Origin of the sequence: Paenibacillus sp. FSL P2-0089 (genome assembly GCF_038595095.1) — a bacterium.
Classification (GTDB): Bacteria; Bacillota; Bacilli; order Paenibacillales; family Paenibacillaceae; genus Paenibacillus_AQ; species Paenibacillus_AQ silagei.
In genome coordinates, this window is record NZ_CP152006.1 from 3,869,206 (window position 1) to 3,885,373 (window position 16,168).

19 protein-coding genes and 1 riboswitch are annotated in these 16,168 nt (G+C 54.5%); of the genes, 2 read left to right on the top strand and 17 right to left on the bottom strand.

The window, feature by feature from the left end; genetic code table 11:
- Positions 1–218: 218 nt before the first annotated feature.
- The 4 genes from pstB to NST69_RS15955 form a co-directional block, all read right to left on the bottom strand.
- Complete coding sequence (gene pstB / locus NST69_RS15940) at positions 219–995, bottom strand: phosphate ABC transporter ATP-binding protein PstB (RefSeq protein ID WP_036695365.1); 777 nt, start codon at positions 993–995, stop codon at positions 219–221.
- Positions 996–1,046: 51 nt separating this feature from the next.
- Positions 1,047–1,943: a phosphate ABC transporter permease PstA gene (pstA, locus tag NST69_RS15945; RefSeq protein WP_036726586.1), complete on the bottom strand. Its 897-nt coding sequence runs from the start codon at positions 1,941–1,943 to the stop codon at positions 1,047–1,049.
- Positions 1,940–2,842, bottom strand: a complete 903-nt coding sequence (pstC, locus tag NST69_RS15950; RefSeq protein ID WP_340753430.1) for a phosphate ABC transporter permease subunit PstC — start codon at positions 2,840–2,842, stop codon at positions 1,940–1,942. The genes pstA and pstC overlap by 4 nt, the downstream gene beginning before the upstream one ends.
- Before the next feature lie 97 nt (positions 2,843–2,939).
- Entirely contained in the window at positions 2,940–3,893 is a 954-nt protein-coding gene (locus NST69_RS15955) for a phosphate ABC transporter substrate-binding protein PstS family protein (protein ID WP_036726583.1), read from the bottom strand.
- Positions 3,894–4,153: 260 nt separating this feature from the next.
- On the opposite strand from NST69_RS15955, the gene NST69_RS15960 reads away from it, so the two are divergent.
- Positions 4,154–5,071, top strand: coding sequence for a LysR family transcriptional regulator (locus NST69_RS15960; RefSeq protein WP_342546148.1), 918 nt, complete (start codon positions 4,154–4,156; stop codon positions 5,069–5,071).
- 37 nt (positions 5,072–5,108) lie between these two features.
- On the opposite strand, the gene NST69_RS15965 is transcribed toward NST69_RS15960, so the two are convergent.
- From NST69_RS15965 to NST69_RS16010, 10 genes are all read right to left on the bottom strand, one after another.
- Complete coding sequence (locus NST69_RS15965; RefSeq protein WP_342546150.1) at positions 5,109–5,945, bottom strand: class I SAM-dependent methyltransferase; 837 nt, start codon at positions 5,943–5,945, stop codon at positions 5,109–5,111.
- A 74-nt stretch (positions 5,946–6,019) separates the two neighbouring features.
- On the bottom strand, positions 6,020–6,934 hold the full coding sequence (locus tag NST69_RS15970; protein ID WP_342546152.1) for a DMT family transporter: 915 nt from the start codon (positions 6,932–6,934) through the stop codon (positions 6,020–6,022).
- A gap of 167 nt (positions 6,935–7,101) precedes the next feature.
- On the bottom strand, positions 7,102–8,238 hold the full coding sequence (locus NST69_RS15975) for a zinc-dependent alcohol dehydrogenase (protein WP_036726578.1): 1,137 nt from the start codon (positions 8,236–8,238) through the stop codon (positions 7,102–7,104).
- 91 nt (positions 8,239–8,329) lie between these two features.
- On the bottom strand, positions 8,330–9,142 hold the full coding sequence (locus NST69_RS15980; RefSeq protein ID WP_342546154.1) for a VanW family protein: 813 nt from the start codon (positions 9,140–9,142) through the stop codon (positions 8,330–8,332).
- A 57-nt stretch (positions 9,143–9,199) separates the two neighbouring features.
- The gene (locus tag NST69_RS15985) at positions 9,200–9,361 is read right to left on the bottom strand and encodes a hypothetical protein (RefSeq protein WP_340753424.1); all 162 of its coding nucleotides are present in this window, start codon (positions 9,359–9,361) and stop codon (positions 9,200–9,202) included.
- A 97-nt stretch (positions 9,362–9,458) separates the two neighbouring features.
- Positions 9,459–10,181, bottom strand: a complete 723-nt coding sequence (gene queE / locus NST69_RS15990; protein ID WP_342550185.1) for a 7-carboxy-7-deazaguanine synthase QueE — start codon at positions 10,179–10,181, stop codon at positions 9,459–9,461.
- Positions 10,174–10,656: a 6-carboxytetrahydropterin synthase gene (locus tag NST69_RS15995; protein ID WP_342546156.1), complete on the bottom strand. Its 483-nt coding sequence runs from the start codon at positions 10,654–10,656 to the stop codon at positions 10,174–10,176. The genes queE and NST69_RS15995 overlap by 8 nt, the downstream gene beginning before the upstream one ends.
- On the bottom strand, positions 10,656–11,321 hold the full coding sequence (gene queC, locus NST69_RS16000; protein ID WP_342546158.1) for a 7-cyano-7-deazaguanine synthase QueC: 666 nt from the start codon (positions 11,319–11,321) through the stop codon (positions 10,656–10,658). The genes NST69_RS15995 and queC overlap by 1 nt, the downstream gene beginning before the upstream one ends.
- A 45-nt stretch (positions 11,322–11,366) precedes the next feature.
- Positions 11,367–11,867 (bottom strand): preQ(1) synthase, encoded by a 501-nt coding sequence (gene queF / locus NST69_RS16005; RefSeq protein ID WP_342546159.1) that lies wholly within the window; start codon positions 11,865–11,867, stop codon positions 11,367–11,369.
- Positions 11,868–11,950: 83 nt separating this feature from the next.
- Positions 11,951–11,994: riboswitch (PreQ1 riboswitch) on the bottom strand.
- A gap of 99 nt (positions 11,995–12,093) precedes the next feature.
- Positions 12,094–12,834, bottom strand: coding sequence for a ZIP family metal transporter (locus NST69_RS16010; RefSeq protein WP_342546161.1), 741 nt, complete (start codon positions 12,832–12,834; stop codon positions 12,094–12,096).
- A 175-nt stretch (positions 12,835–13,009) separates the two neighbouring features.
- On the opposite strand from NST69_RS16010, the gene NST69_RS16015 reads away from it, so the two are divergent.
- Complete coding sequence (locus NST69_RS16015; RefSeq protein WP_036726567.1) at positions 13,010–13,345, top strand: hypothetical protein; 336 nt, start codon at positions 13,010–13,012, stop codon at positions 13,343–13,345.
- Between the two features lie 96 nt (positions 13,346–13,441).
- On the opposite strand, the gene murB is transcribed toward NST69_RS16015, so the two are convergent.
- The 3 genes from murB to NST69_RS16030 form a co-directional block, all read right to left on the bottom strand.
- Positions 13,442–14,356, bottom strand: a complete 915-nt coding sequence (gene murB, locus NST69_RS16020; protein WP_339257234.1) for a UDP-N-acetylmuramate dehydrogenase — start codon at positions 14,354–14,356, stop codon at positions 13,442–13,444.
- A gap of 167 nt (positions 14,357–14,523) precedes the next feature.
- Entirely contained in the window at positions 14,524–15,333 is an 810-nt protein-coding gene (locus NST69_RS16025; protein WP_342546166.1) for a (2Fe-2S)-binding protein, read from the bottom strand.
- A 9-nt stretch (positions 15,334–15,342) separates the two neighbouring features.
- Entirely contained in the window at positions 15,343–16,149 is an 807-nt protein-coding gene (locus NST69_RS16030) for an ABC transporter ATP-binding protein (protein ID WP_036726562.1), read from the bottom strand.
- Positions 16,150–16,168 lie beyond the last annotated feature (19 nt).

A 16,168-nucleotide genomic window follows, 5' to 3' on the forward strand; every position in this document is an offset into this window, starting at 1 on the left:
CCTAGCCCAATGTGATCGGTTTTTCGATTACATTGGGCACACTTGCCTTCCCGCAACGCAATGTGATCGGTTTATCGATTACATTTACCCCACGCATCCCTTTCCGGCCCATTATCCTTCAAACAGCAAAAACACCACCCGCAATGGATGGTGCCTTGAGCTATCAGCTTTACCAGTGGTATCGATTTTGTCTATGCCCGTCTGTACCCGTCTCCCAATCAGCCAAACCGGCCCATAATGTATTCCTGCGTCATCTGGTTCTCGGGATTCGTGAAGACCTTCTCGGTCTTGTCGTATTCCACCAGGGAACCGAGATAGAAGTAGGCGGTGTAATCCGAGATCCGCGCGGCTTGCTGCATGTTGTGGGTGACGATTACGATGCGCAGCTCTTCCTTCAGCTCCTTGATCAGCTCCTCCACCTTACCGGTTGATACCGGGTCAAGGGCCGAAGCCGGCTCATCGAGCAGCAGGATCTGCGGGTTGACCGACAGCGCCCGGGCGATACACAAACGCTGCTGCTGTCCGCCGGACAATGCCAGAGCGGAATCCTTCAAGCGGTCTTTGACCTCGTCCCACAGGGCGGCGCGGCGCAGGCTGCTCTCGACAATTTCATCCAGCGCCTGCTTGCCCTTGATGCCATGATATTTCGGGCCGAAGGCGATATTGTCGTAGATCGATTTGTAGAACGGATTGGGCTTCTGCCAGACCATGCCGATCTTTTGCCGCAGCTTGATTACATCCGTGCCTGTAGCATTGATATCCACACCGTCAATCCAGATGCTGCCCTTGGTCGTAGAGCCGGAGATATCGTCATTCATCCGGTTCAGTGAACGGAGAAAGGTTGATTTCCCGCAGCCCGACGGGCCGATCAATGCGGTAACCGTATTCTGGGCAAAAGGAAGGCTAATCCCCTTCACCGCCTCATACGTCCCATAATAAATACTCAGATCCTCCGTTTGAAATGATTCGCGTACGACTGGCTCTGCTATTCCCATTTTAGTTCCTCCTACAGGCTCTTTTTGAAAAGCGGATTGCCTTGTCTATTCTTAGCTCATTCTCTTGGATGCAGTAAGCTTGCGGTAGATAAATCTGCCGAAGTAACGGGCAGCCAGATTGAAGATTAATACGGTCAGCACCAGGACGGCTGAAGCACCCGCTGCGATCTGAAGTGCATCCGGGGCCAGGCCCTCACTGTTGACCTTCCAGATATGCACCGCCAGCGTCTCCGCCGGACGGAATGGATTGAGCGGTGAGGACGGGCTAAGCGGATTCCAGTTGCTGAAGTCCAGGCGCGGGCTGCTCATCCCTGCCGTGAACATCAGCGCGGCCGCTTCACCGAACACGCGGCCGGCCGACAGGATCGTGCCGGTGATAATAGTCGGCAAGGCTACCGGGAGCAAGACCGAGGTAACGATCTTCCACTTGGACAATCCGAGCGCGAAGCCTGCCTCCTTCTGCTGCTTAGGTACCGTGCGGAAGGCTTGCTCCGTAATACGCACCATCAGCGGAAGGTTGAAGAAGGTTAACGCGAGCGCACCCGAGATCAGGGAGAACCCGAGATTGAAGGTGTTGACGATCAGCAAGAGACCGAACAGACCCACGATAATCGACGGGAAGGACGACAATACCTCCACGACCAGACGGATGAAGTTGGTCAGCTTGCCGGGACGGGCATACTCCGCCATGAAGATTCCGGCACCCAGCCCCAGCGGCACGGTGATGATCAAGGTCAGCACCAGCAGGAACAATGAGTTGAACAGCTGCGGCCCGACGCCTCCGCCTGCGCGGATCTTTTGCGGCGCGGAGGTCAGGAAGTCCCAGCTAATATGATTGAAACCGCGGATCAGGATATATCCGAGTAAGCTAACCAGGATGGCTACGATCAGCAATGCAAAGGTAACGATAACGACAGTGGCTATTTTATTCGCAGTTCTCGGCTTCAAATTTTATTTCTCCTTTCGAGCATTCTCACCAGCAGGACGAATACGAAGGTCATCAGCATCAGCACCAGCGCCATACTCCACAGCGCATTGTTCTGCGGTGAACCCATCGTGGTATTCCCCATGCCCAGCGTGATTACACTGGTAAGGGTGGACGCGGACTCGAACAGGGAGTGAGGCACGAACGGCGCGTTACCGATAACCATCTGCACAGCAAGAGCCTCGCCGAAGGCGCGGGCCATACCAAGCACAACACCCGTCATAATCGCCGGGAAGGTCGTCGGGAGAATAACCCGGGAGATCGTCTGCCAGCGTGTGGCACCGAGCGCAAAGGATGATTCTTTCAAGTTTTGCGGCAATGAAGCAAGCGCGTCTGCAGCCACGCTGGTAATCGTCGGCAGAATCATGACCGACAGCACTAGCGCGCCTGCAGCCACCCCGATGCCCTGTCCGGGCAGCGTATCCCGCAGAAATGGAACAATGACGCTTAAGCCTACGAAGCCGTAGACAACGGATGGAATGCCTGACAGCAGCTCGATGACCGGCTGCAGCAGCTTTTTACCCCAGCCCGGCACAATCTCCGTCATGAAGAGCGCAGCGCAGATACTGAGCGGACTTGCGATAAGCGCAGCCAGCAGCGTGACCAGGAAGGAACCCGAGATGAACGGGAAGGCTCCGTAGGAAGGTGTGTCTGCTTCAGGCGACCACTTCGTGCCGAACAGGAATTCAGAGACCTTGACCTCACCGTTAACGAAGTTGGCCACGCCTTTGGAGGCTACGAAATAGACCATGGATATAATGATGACAATGAGCAGCAGCACACAAAAGGACATATAAATACGTCCGATTAAATTTTCTATATGATGTTTTTCCAGCCGCTTGTTTGTTGGTTGTCCCCTCAAGATGCTCCCTCTTTCTAAAGTGAAAAGAGAGGCAGAGTTTATCCGCCTCTAATCACATTAAAGTTGAAATCCAATCCTAACTGTGAACCGTTGAAGGTTATTTAGGTGTTACAGTACCTGCAACATCACGCGATACCTGCATTTTGGAAGCCGGGATGTAGCCAAGCTCGACCACGTCGCCAGTCTGTACTTCATCCGTCAGGAAGTAATCCAGGAACGCTTTTACAGTCTCATTAGGTTCACCGTTAGTGTACATGTGCTCGTAAGCCCATACCGGATATTTACCGGCCACTACGTTGTCTACTGAAGGCTCAACGCCGTCATAGTTTAATGTTTTCACGGAATCATCGAGGTAGGACAGGGCCAGATAACCGATAGCCCCCGGTGTTTCGCCGATCATTTTCTTAACTGTACCGGAGGAATCCTCCTGGATCGAGCCCTTCAGGTCCTCTGTCTTGGTGCCAAGAGCGAAGCTCTCGAAGGTAGCACGGGTACCTGAGCTTGCCGGACGGTTGATGATCTGGATGGCCTGGTCTGCACCGCCGACCTCTTTCCAGTTCGTGATTTTACCTGTGAAAATGTCCACCAGCTGTTGCTTGGTCAAGCTGTCTACGCCTGCCGCCGGGTTGCTTACTGCCGCAATCGCAACAACCGCCACCTGATGATCCACCAGCTCAGCCGCCTTCGCAGCATCCTTCAGCTTCTCTTCAGCGAATACATCCGAGTTCCCGATATCGACTTGCTTCTCAGAGACCTGAGTCAAGCCTGTTCCGCTGCCGCCGCCCTGAACCTGAATGTCCACGCCAGCATTCGCATCCATGAATTTCTCAGCTACCTGCTCTACAAGCGGCTGAAGTGCTGTGGAGCCTGATGCCAGGACCGAACCGCTCAGCTTCGCACCGCTGCTGGATTCTGTGTTTGTAGCAGCCGGTGTATTCCCTCCGTTATTGGTTGTTGCCTTATTTCCCCCGTTGTTTCCGTTGCCGCATGCTGAAAGTGCCAGTACGCTGGTAAGAGTCAAAGCCATGATCCACGATTTTTTGAATTGCATTGTTTTTTTTCCTCCTAAAGGTTTTGTGAGTGTCTGCTGCGTTCCATCTGCTTCGTACAAAACTCACTTGGGAAGCATTATTGTGTGTCTATCAGCGTCTCTTCTGACTCTTCTTATTCTAGGGCCCGTTCGTTAGATAAAAGTACTGAGTTTGTAAACCGGAGGATAAAAGTTATAATATTAATTGAGTAGTTGAATAGATAAAATCTATACCGAAACAACAATAGGGGTCTTTCTGCCCCATCCCCGGAGGAATCTTCATGAACCTTGTAAAGCTGCAAATCTTAGTTCTCATCGAAAAATATAAAAAAGTAACGGATGTCGCCGCCGAGATGAACCTTAAGCAGCCAACCGTCTCCTTCCATATGAAAAGTCTGGAGAGTGAGCTTGGCGCTTCCCTCTTCCAATACCGGAGCGGCCGGGTCCTGCTGACGGACGCCGGACGCGCCTTGTATCAATATGCAGTCCGTATTGTCTCGCTGAGCGCCGAGGCCGAGCGGACGGTCAAACAGTTCACCTCGCTCGCCTCGGGGAATCTGGAGCTTACCGCCAGCGATATCCCTGCCAGTTATCTTGTGCCCAAACTGCTGTCCCAATTCACACAGCAATATGACGGGATCGATGTCTACTTATCCGTACTGCCGGATGATGCCATCCGGGAACGTCTGCGCAGCCGGGAGATTCAGCTCGCCGTACTGCATAGTGCAGAGGGCCAAGACGATACCTTCCATACGCAGGTGATTGCTGAAGAGGAGACGGTGCTGGTCTTTGCGCCGGAGCATCCCTTTGCCGGGGAGCAGGAGCTGACAGTTGAAGCAGTAGCACGTGAGCCTTGGGTCCAGCATGAAGCCGCCTCCTTCCTGCGCGGAATCTCCGACCAGTGGGCACAGCTTAATAACGTAAGGGTCTGGAACCATGCGGTACTGGGCTCACCGGAGGCCGTCAAGGGGATGCTCTACACAGGCAGAATGGTGGGCGTGTTCTCCCGCTCCGGGATTGAGGCTGAAGTATCAGCAGGCCGTCTGGCCTACGCGAAGCTGCCCGGAATTCTTCCGGCTGACGGATCCTTTGTGCTGGCCTGGCGCAAGGACTATACGCTTTCCCCGCTCCAGCAGGCTTTTGCCGGGATGGCAGCGGGTTCTGCACAAATAAACGGTATCCCCGGAGCGCCTGTGTAACTGCGCTAACGGGGATACCGTGTGGTGGTGAACCTTATTATCTTTTGACAGCAACCAGGGTGAAGGTCTTGGGAATTCCCTTATCGTACACATCCGACGACAGATTAGGCTCCTCCACCAGCTCTCTTATAACCAGTCCGCTGGCTGCGGCAGCAGTAACCAGCTCGCCCAGTGTCCAGCGCCGCCAGTAGACAACATTCGGCTTGTTCGCCTCCGCTGCTGCTCCTGAAGAAGGCATGTATTTGGAATAGGACACCTGCTTCTCTTCAAGCGCCGTATCAAAATAATCCCCGCTCACCTTATGCTTGCGCACCTTGGCCGTCGACCCCTTGGAGGAGATCAGCTTGGTCGTTACCGGATGGAAATCCCGCAGTACGAACGTTCCGCCCGGTGCCAGCAAGCGGTAGGCCGTAGCCATGAACGGAGCCAAATCCGTAAAATAGTGAACAATCCCCATTTCGGCAAAAACCGTATCATAAGAGCCGTTAAGATGCGCTTCCGGCAGCTCTAGGACATCCGACACGATATAGTCAAGCTGCACTCCGGCCGCCTGCGCGAGTTCACCGGCATAACGGGCATTGGCCTCCGAGAAATCCGCGACAGTCACCTCAGCCCCCAGCAGCCCCAGTGCCACCGCCTTCATGCCGTTGGAGCCCATCAGATTCATGATCCTCCGGCCCTTCAATTCACCGAGATAGGTATTCAGCGGATACAGCTTCCCCGCAGGGTCCTTCGACAGCTTCTCCGCAGCCTCCGCAGGGGTTCCAAACCGGCGGGTCCAGGCCGCATAGGTATCCTCATTCCACAGCTCCTCGCTTGTGGGTGCCCCCTCCTTATTGAAGCCATCCGGTTCATTCTGATTAGGTTCATTCATTGCTTTCGTTACCCCTTTATCTATGTTCTATAAAATGTAATCAAGTTTGCCTCACGGGTCTGTCCGCGTATAAGTTAGGAAGCATTCGGCAGAGACTGCCGGAGCTTCAGCGCTTTCCTTCGCCCGGCATACAGATAGACACCCAGCCCGGCCATGACCAGCACGCCGCCCGCCCACTGCAAGCTGCTAAGTTGCTCACCCAACAACAGGAACGCTAGAATGCTCGCGCCGACAGGCTCGCCCAGTATATTCATGGAGACGGTAGTCGCGGACGTATATTGCAGCAGCCAGTTGAACAGGATATGGCCGAAGACGGTGGGCACCACCGCCAGCAAGACGAAGATGCCCCATTCCCGGGCCGGATAATTGAAGAACGGTGTGCCGGTCACGAGATTGTAGAGAGCAAATACGGCGGCCGCAGCGATAAATACAATCAGGCTGTACAGATAGGACGGCATACGCGCCACCAGCTTTTGTCCAAGCAGCATATGTGCGGCTACCGCTACGGTTCCGCCAACCGACAGCATGTCGCCCCTCAGATTCTCAGCAGACAAGCCAATATCTCCCCAGCCGATAAAAGTAACGCCGAAGATAGCAATCGCCATCCCCAGGATAGCAAAGATCGAGTTACGCTCTTTATACAGTATGTACGCACCGAGCATAATGAATAACGGCTCCAGCGCCATAATCATCGTCGAGCTGGCCACCGAGGTATAATTCAGCGAACCCATCCACAGCAGAAAATGCAAGGCAAGCATGACACCGGACACGCCCAGCAGCAGCCAATCCTTCCGCCGCAGCTGAAAGAGTGCGCCGCTATAGGGACGGGCGAACGGCAGCATCAGCAGCGAGGTGAACAGCAGGCGGTACATCCCTTGGACCGATACGGGCGCGGAGGACCATTTAATAAAGATGGAAGAAAACGAGATGGCCACAATTCCGATTACCATCAGGAGAGGCACGGGAACGGGCGGTTTATTGGTACGCATGACAGAACGCCCCTTCATAGGATGTAAGACTCATTATGTTAATTTAACGTAAATCGGCGAAAAAAGCAGCATTTTTTCATATTCAACGCAAAACAAAGGCACAGAATCCGCCTCCGACGGGTTCCATGCCTTATAGAAGCTCAGCTGACAGAGGCTACTCTTCCCTGTTACGGCTTAAGCACTACCTTGATACAGTCCTCTTCCTTCTCCTGAAATACCTTGTAGCCATGTTCTGCGCGGCTGATCGGCAGCCGGTGGGTGATAATATCTGTGGGATCGAACTTGTTCTCCTTAATCATCTTGTAGAGCTCAGGCATATAATGGATCACAGGAGCTTGGCCCATCTTCAGCGTGATATTGCGTTCGAATAGATGGCCCAGCGGGAACATATTGTAATTCAGGCCATAGACACCGATTAACTGAATGGTGCCGAACTTGCGGACCACCTCGGAGGCGATACGGAAAGCCCCCAGCGAACCGCCTTGCAGCATCAAGGCTGTCTCCACCTTCTCTACAACCGTCTTCTTGGCATCCAATCCCACGCAGTCAATCACCACATCCGCTCCACCGCGTGTAATCTCCTTGAGATTCAGCTCTACATCCTTGGTCTGCTCAAAATTCACCGTCTCCACTTGATTCGTCAGCTTCGCATGCTGGAGCCGGTAATCGATATAGTCCACCGCGATGACACGGGATGCGCCTTTCATCCAGGCGAACTTCTGTGTCAGCAGGCCTACCGGGCCACAGCCAAGCACAATGACGGTATCACCGGGCTTCACACCGGCATTCTCGACGCCCCACCAGGCGGTCGGGACGATATCCGAGAGGAACAGCAGCTTCTCGTCTTCCATCTCAGCGTCCTCCGGGACGACAAACGGCCCGAAGTTGCCGTAAGGCACCCGCAGCAGCTCCGCCTGCCCTCCGGCGAATCCGCCGTATGAATCCGAATAGCCCAGGTAGCCGCCGGTATCCTTCGCTTCATTCGCATGGTCACATTGGCTCTCCATCTCATGCTGGCAGAAGAAGCATTGCCCGCATGCTACATTGAACGGGACAATGACCCGGTCGCCCTTCTTGACCCTGGTAACCTCCGGGCCCACCTCTTCCACAATCCCCATCGGCTCATGTCCGATAATGTAGTCATCATGCATTCCCGGTATTTCTCCGTTATAGATATGCAGGTCAGATCCGCAAATAGCGGTTGTGGTTATGCGGACGAGGATGTCATCCTTCTTCTCCAGCCGCGCATCGGCGACCTCCTTGACCTCTACCTTCTTCTTGCCTTGATAGGTTACTGCCTTCATAAGTGTAGGTCACTCCTTCGGATGTAAGGTTATAAACATGGCAAGCTGATCAGAACAGCCTTACTATGTTATAGCCCCAAATCGTCCGGATTTATCCGTGCAGCAGCGGAGAATACATCATCAGCGCGTGGTTCTCGGCCACCGCTTCGTCACCGGCCAGCTCTCCGCTATGCGTCAGCACTCTGCGGCGGATCGCATTGCGCCGGATATACCCGCCCCACGGCTCCAGGCTGATGCGGTGCCCATCTTCATAGACTTCGTAATGGTAGAGCTGCTGTCCTGCACAGCGCCATTCCCCGTGCAGATGAGTCTCATCCAGGTGCAGCTTAAGCTGATAAGCATGCTCTGTATCATTGCGCAGCTGGAGATCCAGATAATTATAGGCACAGGTAGCCCCGCTGCCAAAGGGCTGGGTCCGCTGCTCATCGGGGAAGACATCATAGCTGTGCCGGTGCCGCTCGGTAACCGTAAGCGGCGTATGCAGCGTCATCCAGTAGATCAGATTGGACAATTGGCAGAGCCCGCCGCCTGTGCCGGAACGGAACCCGCCATAATGGAGCACCATTCCGTCCAGGTAGCCTTTTCTTCGTGTGGGTTTGCCGATCCTGCGCCAATAGGAGAAGCTCTCGCCCGGTTGAATGACAAGCCCGTCCAGCTTCGCCACCGCGAGCCTCAGGTTTACAATTTTGTTGTGCTGAAGCTGCATATCCACATTGCGCAATTTGCGCAGCAGCGGGGTAGCATGGCTGGCCGCTTCGTACGGCAGAGCTTCACTGCGCTGTTCTGCAGCCAGGCGTCCGCTGGCTGTGATCCATTTCCAGTATCTTTTCCAGGTGAAATACCGCTTCCCTGCAAATAGTCGCAGCTTGGAACGCCGGATGGGCTTCATGGCCTGCATCGTCATTTCTGATTCCTCCCCCGTATAGCAATTCTGCTGGAACTATAAATTATAATTAACCCATCATTCCGGTAATTTAACAGATATCACCAGGATAAGCGTTGCGAGCGGCCCCAGCAGTAACGACAACAGGAACCAGTTCATTCCGCTGCGGTTCTTCCCTTGCGCCAGTCCGGCATTAATCAGGGCCAGCGTTCCCCAGCCTGCGTAATAACCATTCTCCATTCTTAATTCCCCCTCTGTTTCCTGCAAATAGTAAAAGACCGGACCTCCCTGCTCAGGAAGCCCAGTCTCCAGTATACCTAATCCTTATGAGAAAATCTTACTTTCCCCGCTTATTATGCCAGATCAGGGCATGCAGCTGCGGCAGCACCCGTGCACGGTTCATTTGCGGATCGGTAATCACCCGCTCGAACAGCCATTCCAGCCGCCCCAGCAGACGGCCTGAGATGTCACCTTCCTCGGTGACGTTATCGTTGCCCGGCTGCAGGAACAGCGGGACCTCAGGGTACCTGAAATGGACCTTGCGGGCATATTCATAATCCTCCTGGTTAAAAACAACCACCTTCAGGCTATGCGCAGCCTTGCCGTTATCAGCGACTCTATGCATAATCTCATCCAGCTTATCCCAGTCTGTCTGCATCCCGGAGCTGGGCGGCTTCGGGCTGATCGTCAGCACATCCACCTCATGGAACCAGTCCTGCCAGCGGCTGCCCTGCGTCTCAATCGCCGCCTGGATGCCCCGCTCATGGAGGAGGGAGATGAATTCTCCCATCGCCTCCCCGATCAGCGCCGGGTTACCCCCGGAGATGGTGACACAATTGAAATTCTCCCCGGCCAGCTCCAGCAGCCCGTCGAGAATCTCCTGCGGCGTAAGCATCGTTACTTTATCCTTGGCCGAGCCGTCCCAGGTGAAGGCGGAATCGCACCAGCCGCAGCGGTAGTCGCAGCCGTAGGTGCGGACGAACATCGTTTTGACCCCGATGACCGCCCCTTCCCCCTGGATTGTCGGGCCGAACATTTCAATAACCGGGATTCTACTCATCATCGCAGCCTCCATACAGCCGGTAAGCCGGTCCCTCCTCGGGGATATCTGCTGCCAGCACCTCAGCCCAGGAGGTCGGAGTTTCCCATAGCTTGACCGAATACACCGGCAACGCCGCTTGCTTCAGCTCATAGGCAATGTAGGCAGACAGATTCTCTGCTGTGGTGCGGAAGGAGAGCATCGCTACCTTGGAGCCGGTCGCCTTCAGCGTCTCCAGCACAGGCTCATTGCCCATCGCCAGAAAAGCATGATCCAGCCGCCCAACTACCGCCTCCTGCACAGCCGCCTTAATATCGCTGAAATCGATGACGAACCCTTCATCCGACTGTCCTTCTAGCGCGGACGGCACACCCTTCAGCACTACCTCCAGCTTGTAGGTATGCCCATGCAGATTGCTGCATTTCCCTTTGTGTCCGATGAGTTGATGGGCAGCGTCGAAGGTGAAAATTTTGCAGACGGTTACTTCGCCCCGCATTATAGTCCCGCCTCCTGACGCTCTGCCTCATATTGCTCCAGACCCCGCTTACGCAGGAGACATGCCGGACAGGTGCCGCAGCCGCTGCCGATGATTCCGTTATAGCAGGTCAGGGTCTGCTCCCGCACATAATCGAACTGGCCCAGCTCGTCTGCCAGCTTCCAGGTTTCTTTCTTGTCCAGCCACATCAGCGGGGTATGAATGACGAACTCCACATCCATCGACAGATTAAGTGTGACATTCAGCGACTTCACGAACACATCGCGGCAGTCCGGGTACCCGCTGAAGTCCGTCTGGCAGACCCCGGTGATAATATTGGAGTAGCCGAGCTGCTTGGCCAGAATGGCCGCGAAGGACAGAAACAGCAGATTACGTCCATCCACGAACGTGCTGGGCAGCTCTTCTCCTTCCCCTGCGGTAATGTCAATATCCTCCCGCGTCAAGGCGTTCGGAGCAAGCTGGTTCAGCAGCCCCAGGTCCAGAATATGCTGCTTCACGCCGAAACTTGCAGCTATCGCCTTGGCGACTTCAATCTCGGCCGCATGGCGCTGATTATAATTGAACGTGACCACCTGAACCTCCTGGAATTCCTGCAATGCCCACGCCAGGCAGGTCGTGCTGTCTTGGCCGCCGCTGAAGACGACTAATGCTTTTCTATTTACCATAATGATCTCTCCTCCTGATTGCTCTGTGAAGCTGGCTTCTGCGGATTAACGGTTGTCCACTTTCTCGGGATACAGATCATGATTCATCAGCCGGTGCTCGGCCATCGCCTCATATTTGGTTCCCGAACGCCCCCAGTTGCAGTAAGGATCGATGGAAATGCCGCCGCGCGGCGTGAATTTGCCCCACACTTCGATATAACGCGGCTCCATCAGCGAGATCAGATCATTCATAATAATATTGACACAGTCCTCATGGAAATCCCCATGATTGCGGAAGCTGAACAGATAGAGCTTCAGTGACTTCGATTCCACCATTCGGATATCAGGAATGTACGAGATATACATCACCCCGAAATCCGGCTGACCGGTCACGGGACACAGGCTGGTGAACTCGGGACAGTTGAATTTGACGAAATAATCGCGGCCGGGATGCTTGTTATCGAACGCCTCCAGAATCCCCGGATCATAGCCGAACTTGTACTGCGTGCCTTGGTTGCCCAGCAGGGTAACCTCCTGCATTTCCTCTTGCATTCTGCCTTCTGACATGACAAAAAACCCCTCTCTTTTCCCTAGGCCCCTGGCCTGAACTGGAAAGAAGAACGAGATTTCGAAAACCTGGCTCTACTAAAAATAGCTTAGTTTTTTATAGAGGGAGTTCGCGAACCTCTCCTGCGCGCGGCGCAGATTCCTTCTTTATCTTGATGCGTACACTTATGATGATACTTATGGTGCGTCTTGAACTATACCATGATTACAGCGGGCTTGACAACCCTCACAGCTGATCCAGAATCAGCGAGCACAGCAGTCCCATCGCAGCGATGAACCCCGTGAGCGGCCCCCCTTCTTCGTAGGCTTCGGGCATCATGCTGGAGGACACCATAGCAATAATTCCTCCCCCGGCAAAAGAGGCAATCACAGCTTCCGTATACCCGCTTGCGTGATCCATGAACTCATATCCCGCCCCTGAGGCCAGTGTGGAGATAGCGAGTACGCCGAGCCACAGCAGCATAATCTTGCCTTTGCCATAGCCGTCCTGCTTCAGTCCAGCCGTGCTGGACAAGCCTTCGGGAATATTGCTGATGAAGATGGCAATGACCAGCAGTACGCTAACGCCTTGACCCGCAATGAGACTTGCGCCAATCATGATCGATTCAGGAATCGCATCCAGTACCGTTCCGGCAAAAATAGCCAGCCCTCCGCCCTTGGCATCGCTCTTCCCTGAAGAGGCTCTGGCTGAGCGCTTGCGTCCGGCTCCGCCTTTACGCGAGATCAGCCAGTCGAACACCGTGAACACCAGTGCTCCAGCGGTGAACCCGATAATCGTCGGGGCCAGTCCGCCGTCACTGGCCGAATCCTCTAGCAATTCATACGCCGCCGCGCCGATCAGCACACCGGTCCCGAACGCCATGATGAAGCCGATCAGCTTATTCGGAATCCGCAGGAATAAGGCCAAAAGTGCGCCAATCAAGACCGCCGAGCCGGAGACTGCGCCCCATAACAATGCGTTTCCCATCCGCTTCACCTTCTTATAAGATATTGGCATTATTACAATGCATAAGAATAGTTTACACACGAATGAAGAACGGCAAACACCTTGCATAGTTCAACTAATTTGCACGGATTCATTTGCATGGAAAGGGGTAACTTAGAATTAACAATCTCTATTAACCGAAGGATGGGATCATACGATGGAAGCAAACGTACAGAAGCTTATAGATTGGCTGGAAGCCCGCAAGGGTACAACACTGGTCATCGAAAAACGGGAGCTGGATGACCTGGACACCGTCCATTTCAAGCTGGAGACCGTTGACTACCGGAACGCTGACGATGTCATCGATGATTATCTGGACAGTGCGGTCATTCTGCGCGGGACAGGCAGTACCTTGAATGCGGACGGTGAGCTTGTGCCTCTGCCGCAGCCGGGATATGAGCTGGCAGTGAGCGGACTAGAGCTTCATGAGGTATCCGAGGCTAAGGTGGATCTGCAAACGAGCCGGGCGAAATATTCACTGGCTGTAAGCTGATTATCCGGCAGCTCCGGCCATAAGAAGTTAAAGAAGGTGCAGCTCTAAGCCAACATTCCGGCTTAGGACTGCACCCTCTTTTTCCACAACTATCGCCTACAATTCTTCCCCGATAATCTCCACTTCCGTCTCCAGCTCCACATCGAACTTGTGCTTCACCGCTGAGCGTACATGCTGGATCAATCCGATATAATCGCTGGCCGTTGCATTGTCGGCGTTGATAATGAAGCCCGCATGCTTGCGTGAGACCTCTGCGCCTCCGATGCGCGTCCCCTGGAGTCCGCTCTCCTGAATCAGCTGCCCCGCGAACCGGCCCGGCGGCCGCTTGAATACACTGCCGCAGGACGGATACTCCAGCGGTTGCTTCGATTCCCGCAGATAGGTTAACTCATCCATGGACGCTTTAATCGCGGCTGGATCGCCTGGCAGAAGCTTGAATCTCGCCTCCAGTACAATATATTGTCCAGTGGCGAAGATGCTGCTGCGGTATCCCCATTGCAGCTGATCGCTGTGCAGGGTAAGGAGTTGCCCGTTCTGATCGATCACGAGCGCACTGTGCAGCACATCCTTCACTTCCCCGCCGTAGGCTCCGGCGTTCATGTAGAGTGCCCCGCCTACCGTGCCGGGGATGCCGCAGGCGAATTCCAGACCGGTCAGCTTCTGCTCCAGCGCATAGCCCGAGACATCGATAATCTTCGCCCCGCACTGCGCATACAGCAGCCCGTCGCGGACGCCCATCCCGGACAGATCCGAGGTCTGGAGCACGATGCCGCGGATGCCTCCGTCCCGGATAATCACATTGGAGCCGTTGCCGAGAATCGTAAGCGGGATCTGATGATCCTGGGCATAAGCATAGATGCTCTGGATCTCTTCATATGTAACAGGAGCCGCCAAAATATCTGCTTCGCCGCCCATGCGGGTATAGACCAGATTCTTAAGGCTCTCCCGGCGTTTCAGTGAGCCTGCTGTAACAAGCGGCTGCAAATCCTCATATATGTTGTCAATATTCATTCTTCATACTCCTAACTCTATAAACAAGATAATGTCGTGCTCGCTGCCGGTTAATTACGGCTTCAGCAACCACAACTTTAACAACGAACAGGCTCCCTTGTCAATGACAGGAGCCTGTTACGAAGCTGCATACAGCATTATTATGTTTCGAAATTCCTAATTATACCCTATTCGCCAGCCGCTGCGCGCTCGGCACGGAATTCCTCCCGCCGTGCGGACCGCTCCTCTTCCTTCATCCGGGGGCAGGTATAACACAGCCGTCCGCCCTCAGTCCGGTAATACATACAGCAGCGGTTACGCAGCTGAACCGTCTGCTGCGGGTCCGTGAGCGATTCAATTCTCCGTACCTTCACCTGGAACGGATTCCGCGGCATCCCGAATACGGCAGCGGGCAGCTCATCCTTCAGATACGCGTAATCCTCCTCCAGCCGGCGAAGCAGGAGCGGATCTGTCAGTTCAGCGGCAAAGGCTTCCGCATAATAGTTGAATTTGGTCGGCAGCTGTCCCCAGATCTCCCCGGGCGAAAGTCCGCTCACCTGTGAAGCCATCCGGATCAGCGGCCCGGCTGTGTTCTGGTAGAAGCTGGTTAACGCTTCATTGCGCCAAGCCTTCCGGCCCGGCTCATCTGCCGGAGCTTGTACCATCCCCCATTCACGAAGCGAGAAGGCAATTCTGCAGTAGCCATCTTCCGGAACAAGATGCAGTTGAAGGTTCCGTAAGCTGAAGTCCGGTACGCACAAGAAGCCGGTCACGGAATACTGGACCGCGAGTGCCATAATGCTCAGATAACCGCCGAAGTACGCACCGGCCGCTTTATCGTCAAGCGCCTTCATCAGCGGCCGGTAAGCCTCCATGAAGGCCCTCATCTCGCCCTCCTCTGCCAGCTCAGCAGCAGCGAAGGAATACACGGCTCCCTCCGGCACCTCAAGATGGAGGTCAAATTTAGACTTATATTCTTGTCTCAGGAATTCATTCATGTTCCTCTCCTACAGCCCGGCAACTTTGTACGCAGCCAGCTCGTAAGGCAGACAGAGCGGCACACCTGTACGCGGATCAGGTACAATATCTGCCTCAATACCGAATACCTCGCGCAGCACCGCCGGTGTCATTACCTCATTCGGAGCGCCTTCGCTGATCACATTACCGGATTTGATCGCTACCATATGCTGCGCGTAACGCGAAGCATGGTTCAAATCATGGACAACCATAATAATCGTCCGGCCTTCCTGCTCATTGAGCTTCTGCAGCAGCTGAAGCACCTCCAGCTGATGGGCCATATCCAGGAAGGTCGTCGGCTCGTCAAGGAACAGAATATCCGTCTGCTGGGCCAGCGCCATGGCGATCCAGGCCCGCTGCCGCTGTCCGCCGGAGAGACGGTCAATCGGCCGGTCACGGAATTCATTCATGCCGGTCAATTCAATCGCCTCGGCAATAATGCTGCGGTCTTCAGGCGTCAGGCTGCCGAAGCCCTTCTGATGCGGATACCGTCCATATCCTACCAGCTCAGATACCGTTAAGCCATCCGGGGCAGTAGGATTCTGCGGCAGAATCGCCAGCTGGCGGGCCACCTCTTTGGTGGAGAGATTGTGAATGGACTTCCCGTCAAGCATTACATTGCCGCTCTTTGGCTTCATGATCCGGGCCATTGTCTTCAGAATCGTGGACTTCCCGGAGCCGTTCGCCCCGACGAGCGCCGTAATCTTCCCTGTCGGAAGCGACAGATTCAGCCCCTTTACAATCATAGTCTCCGCATATCCGATGCTCAGCTGCTCTGTATTTAAACGTTCCGACATGATAAACACTCCTTAGATT

Bases quoted from the DNA above. Each gene is read 5' to 3' on its own strand.
- pstB (WP_036695365.1), bottom strand. From the start codon at position 995: ATGGGAATAGCAGAGCCAGTCGTACGCGAATCATTTCAAACGGAGGAT.
- NST69_RS15955 (WP_036726583.1), bottom strand. From the start codon at position 3,893: ATGCAATTCAAAAAATCGTGGATCATGGCTTTGACTCTTACCAGCGTA.
- NST69_RS15960 (WP_342546148.1), top strand. From the start codon at position 4,154: ATGAACCTTGTAAAGCTGCAAATCTTAGTTCTCATCGAAAAATATAAA.
- NST69_RS15965 (WP_342546150.1), bottom strand. From the start codon at position 5,945: ATGAATGAACCTAATCAGAATGAACCGGATGGCTTCAATAAGGAGGGG.
- NST69_RS15970 (WP_342546152.1), bottom strand. From the start codon at position 6,934: ATGCGTACCAATAAACCGCCCGTTCCCGTGCCTCTCCTGATGGTAATC.
- NST69_RS15975 (WP_036726578.1), bottom strand. From the start codon at position 8,238: ATGAAGGCAGTAACCTATCAAGGCAAGAAGAAGGTAGAGGTCAAGGAG.
- NST69_RS15980 (WP_342546154.1), bottom strand. From the start codon at position 9,142: ATGACGATGCAGGCCATGAAGCCCATCCGGCGTTCCAAGCTGCGACTA.
- NST69_RS15985 (WP_340753424.1), bottom strand. From the start codon at position 9,361: ATGGAGAATGGTTATTACGCAGGCTGGGGAACGCTGGCCCTGATTAAT.
- queE (WP_342550185.1), bottom strand. From the start codon at position 10,181: ATGAGTAGAATCCCGGTTATTGAAATGTTCGGCCCGACAATCCAGGGG.
- NST69_RS15995 (WP_342546156.1), bottom strand. From the start codon at position 10,656: ATGCGGGGCGAAGTAACCGTCTGCAAAATTTTCACCTTCGACGCTGCC.
- queC (WP_342546158.1), bottom strand. From the start codon at position 11,321: ATGGTAAATAGAAAAGCATTAGTCGTCTTCAGCGGCGGCCAAGACAGC.
- queF (WP_342546159.1), bottom strand. From the start codon at position 11,867: ATGTCAGAAGGCAGAATGCAAGAGGAAATGCAGGAGGTTACCCTGCTG.
- NST69_RS16010 (WP_342546161.1), bottom strand. From the start codon at position 12,834: ATGGGAAACGCATTGTTATGGGGCGCAGTCTCCGGCTCGGCGGTCTTG.
- NST69_RS16015 (WP_036726567.1), top strand. From the start codon at position 13,010: ATGGAAGCAAACGTACAGAAGCTTATAGATTGGCTGGAAGCCCGCAAG.
- murB (WP_339257234.1), bottom strand. From the start codon at position 14,356: ATGAATATTGACAACATATATGAGGATTTGCAGCCGCTTGTTACAGCA.
- NST69_RS16025 (WP_342546166.1), bottom strand. From the start codon at position 15,333: ATGAATGAATTCCTGAGACAAGAATATAAGTCTAAATTTGACCTCCAT.
- NST69_RS16030 (WP_036726562.1), bottom strand. From the start codon at position 16,149: ATGTCGGAACGTTTAAATACAGAGCAGCTGAGCATCGGATATGCGGAG.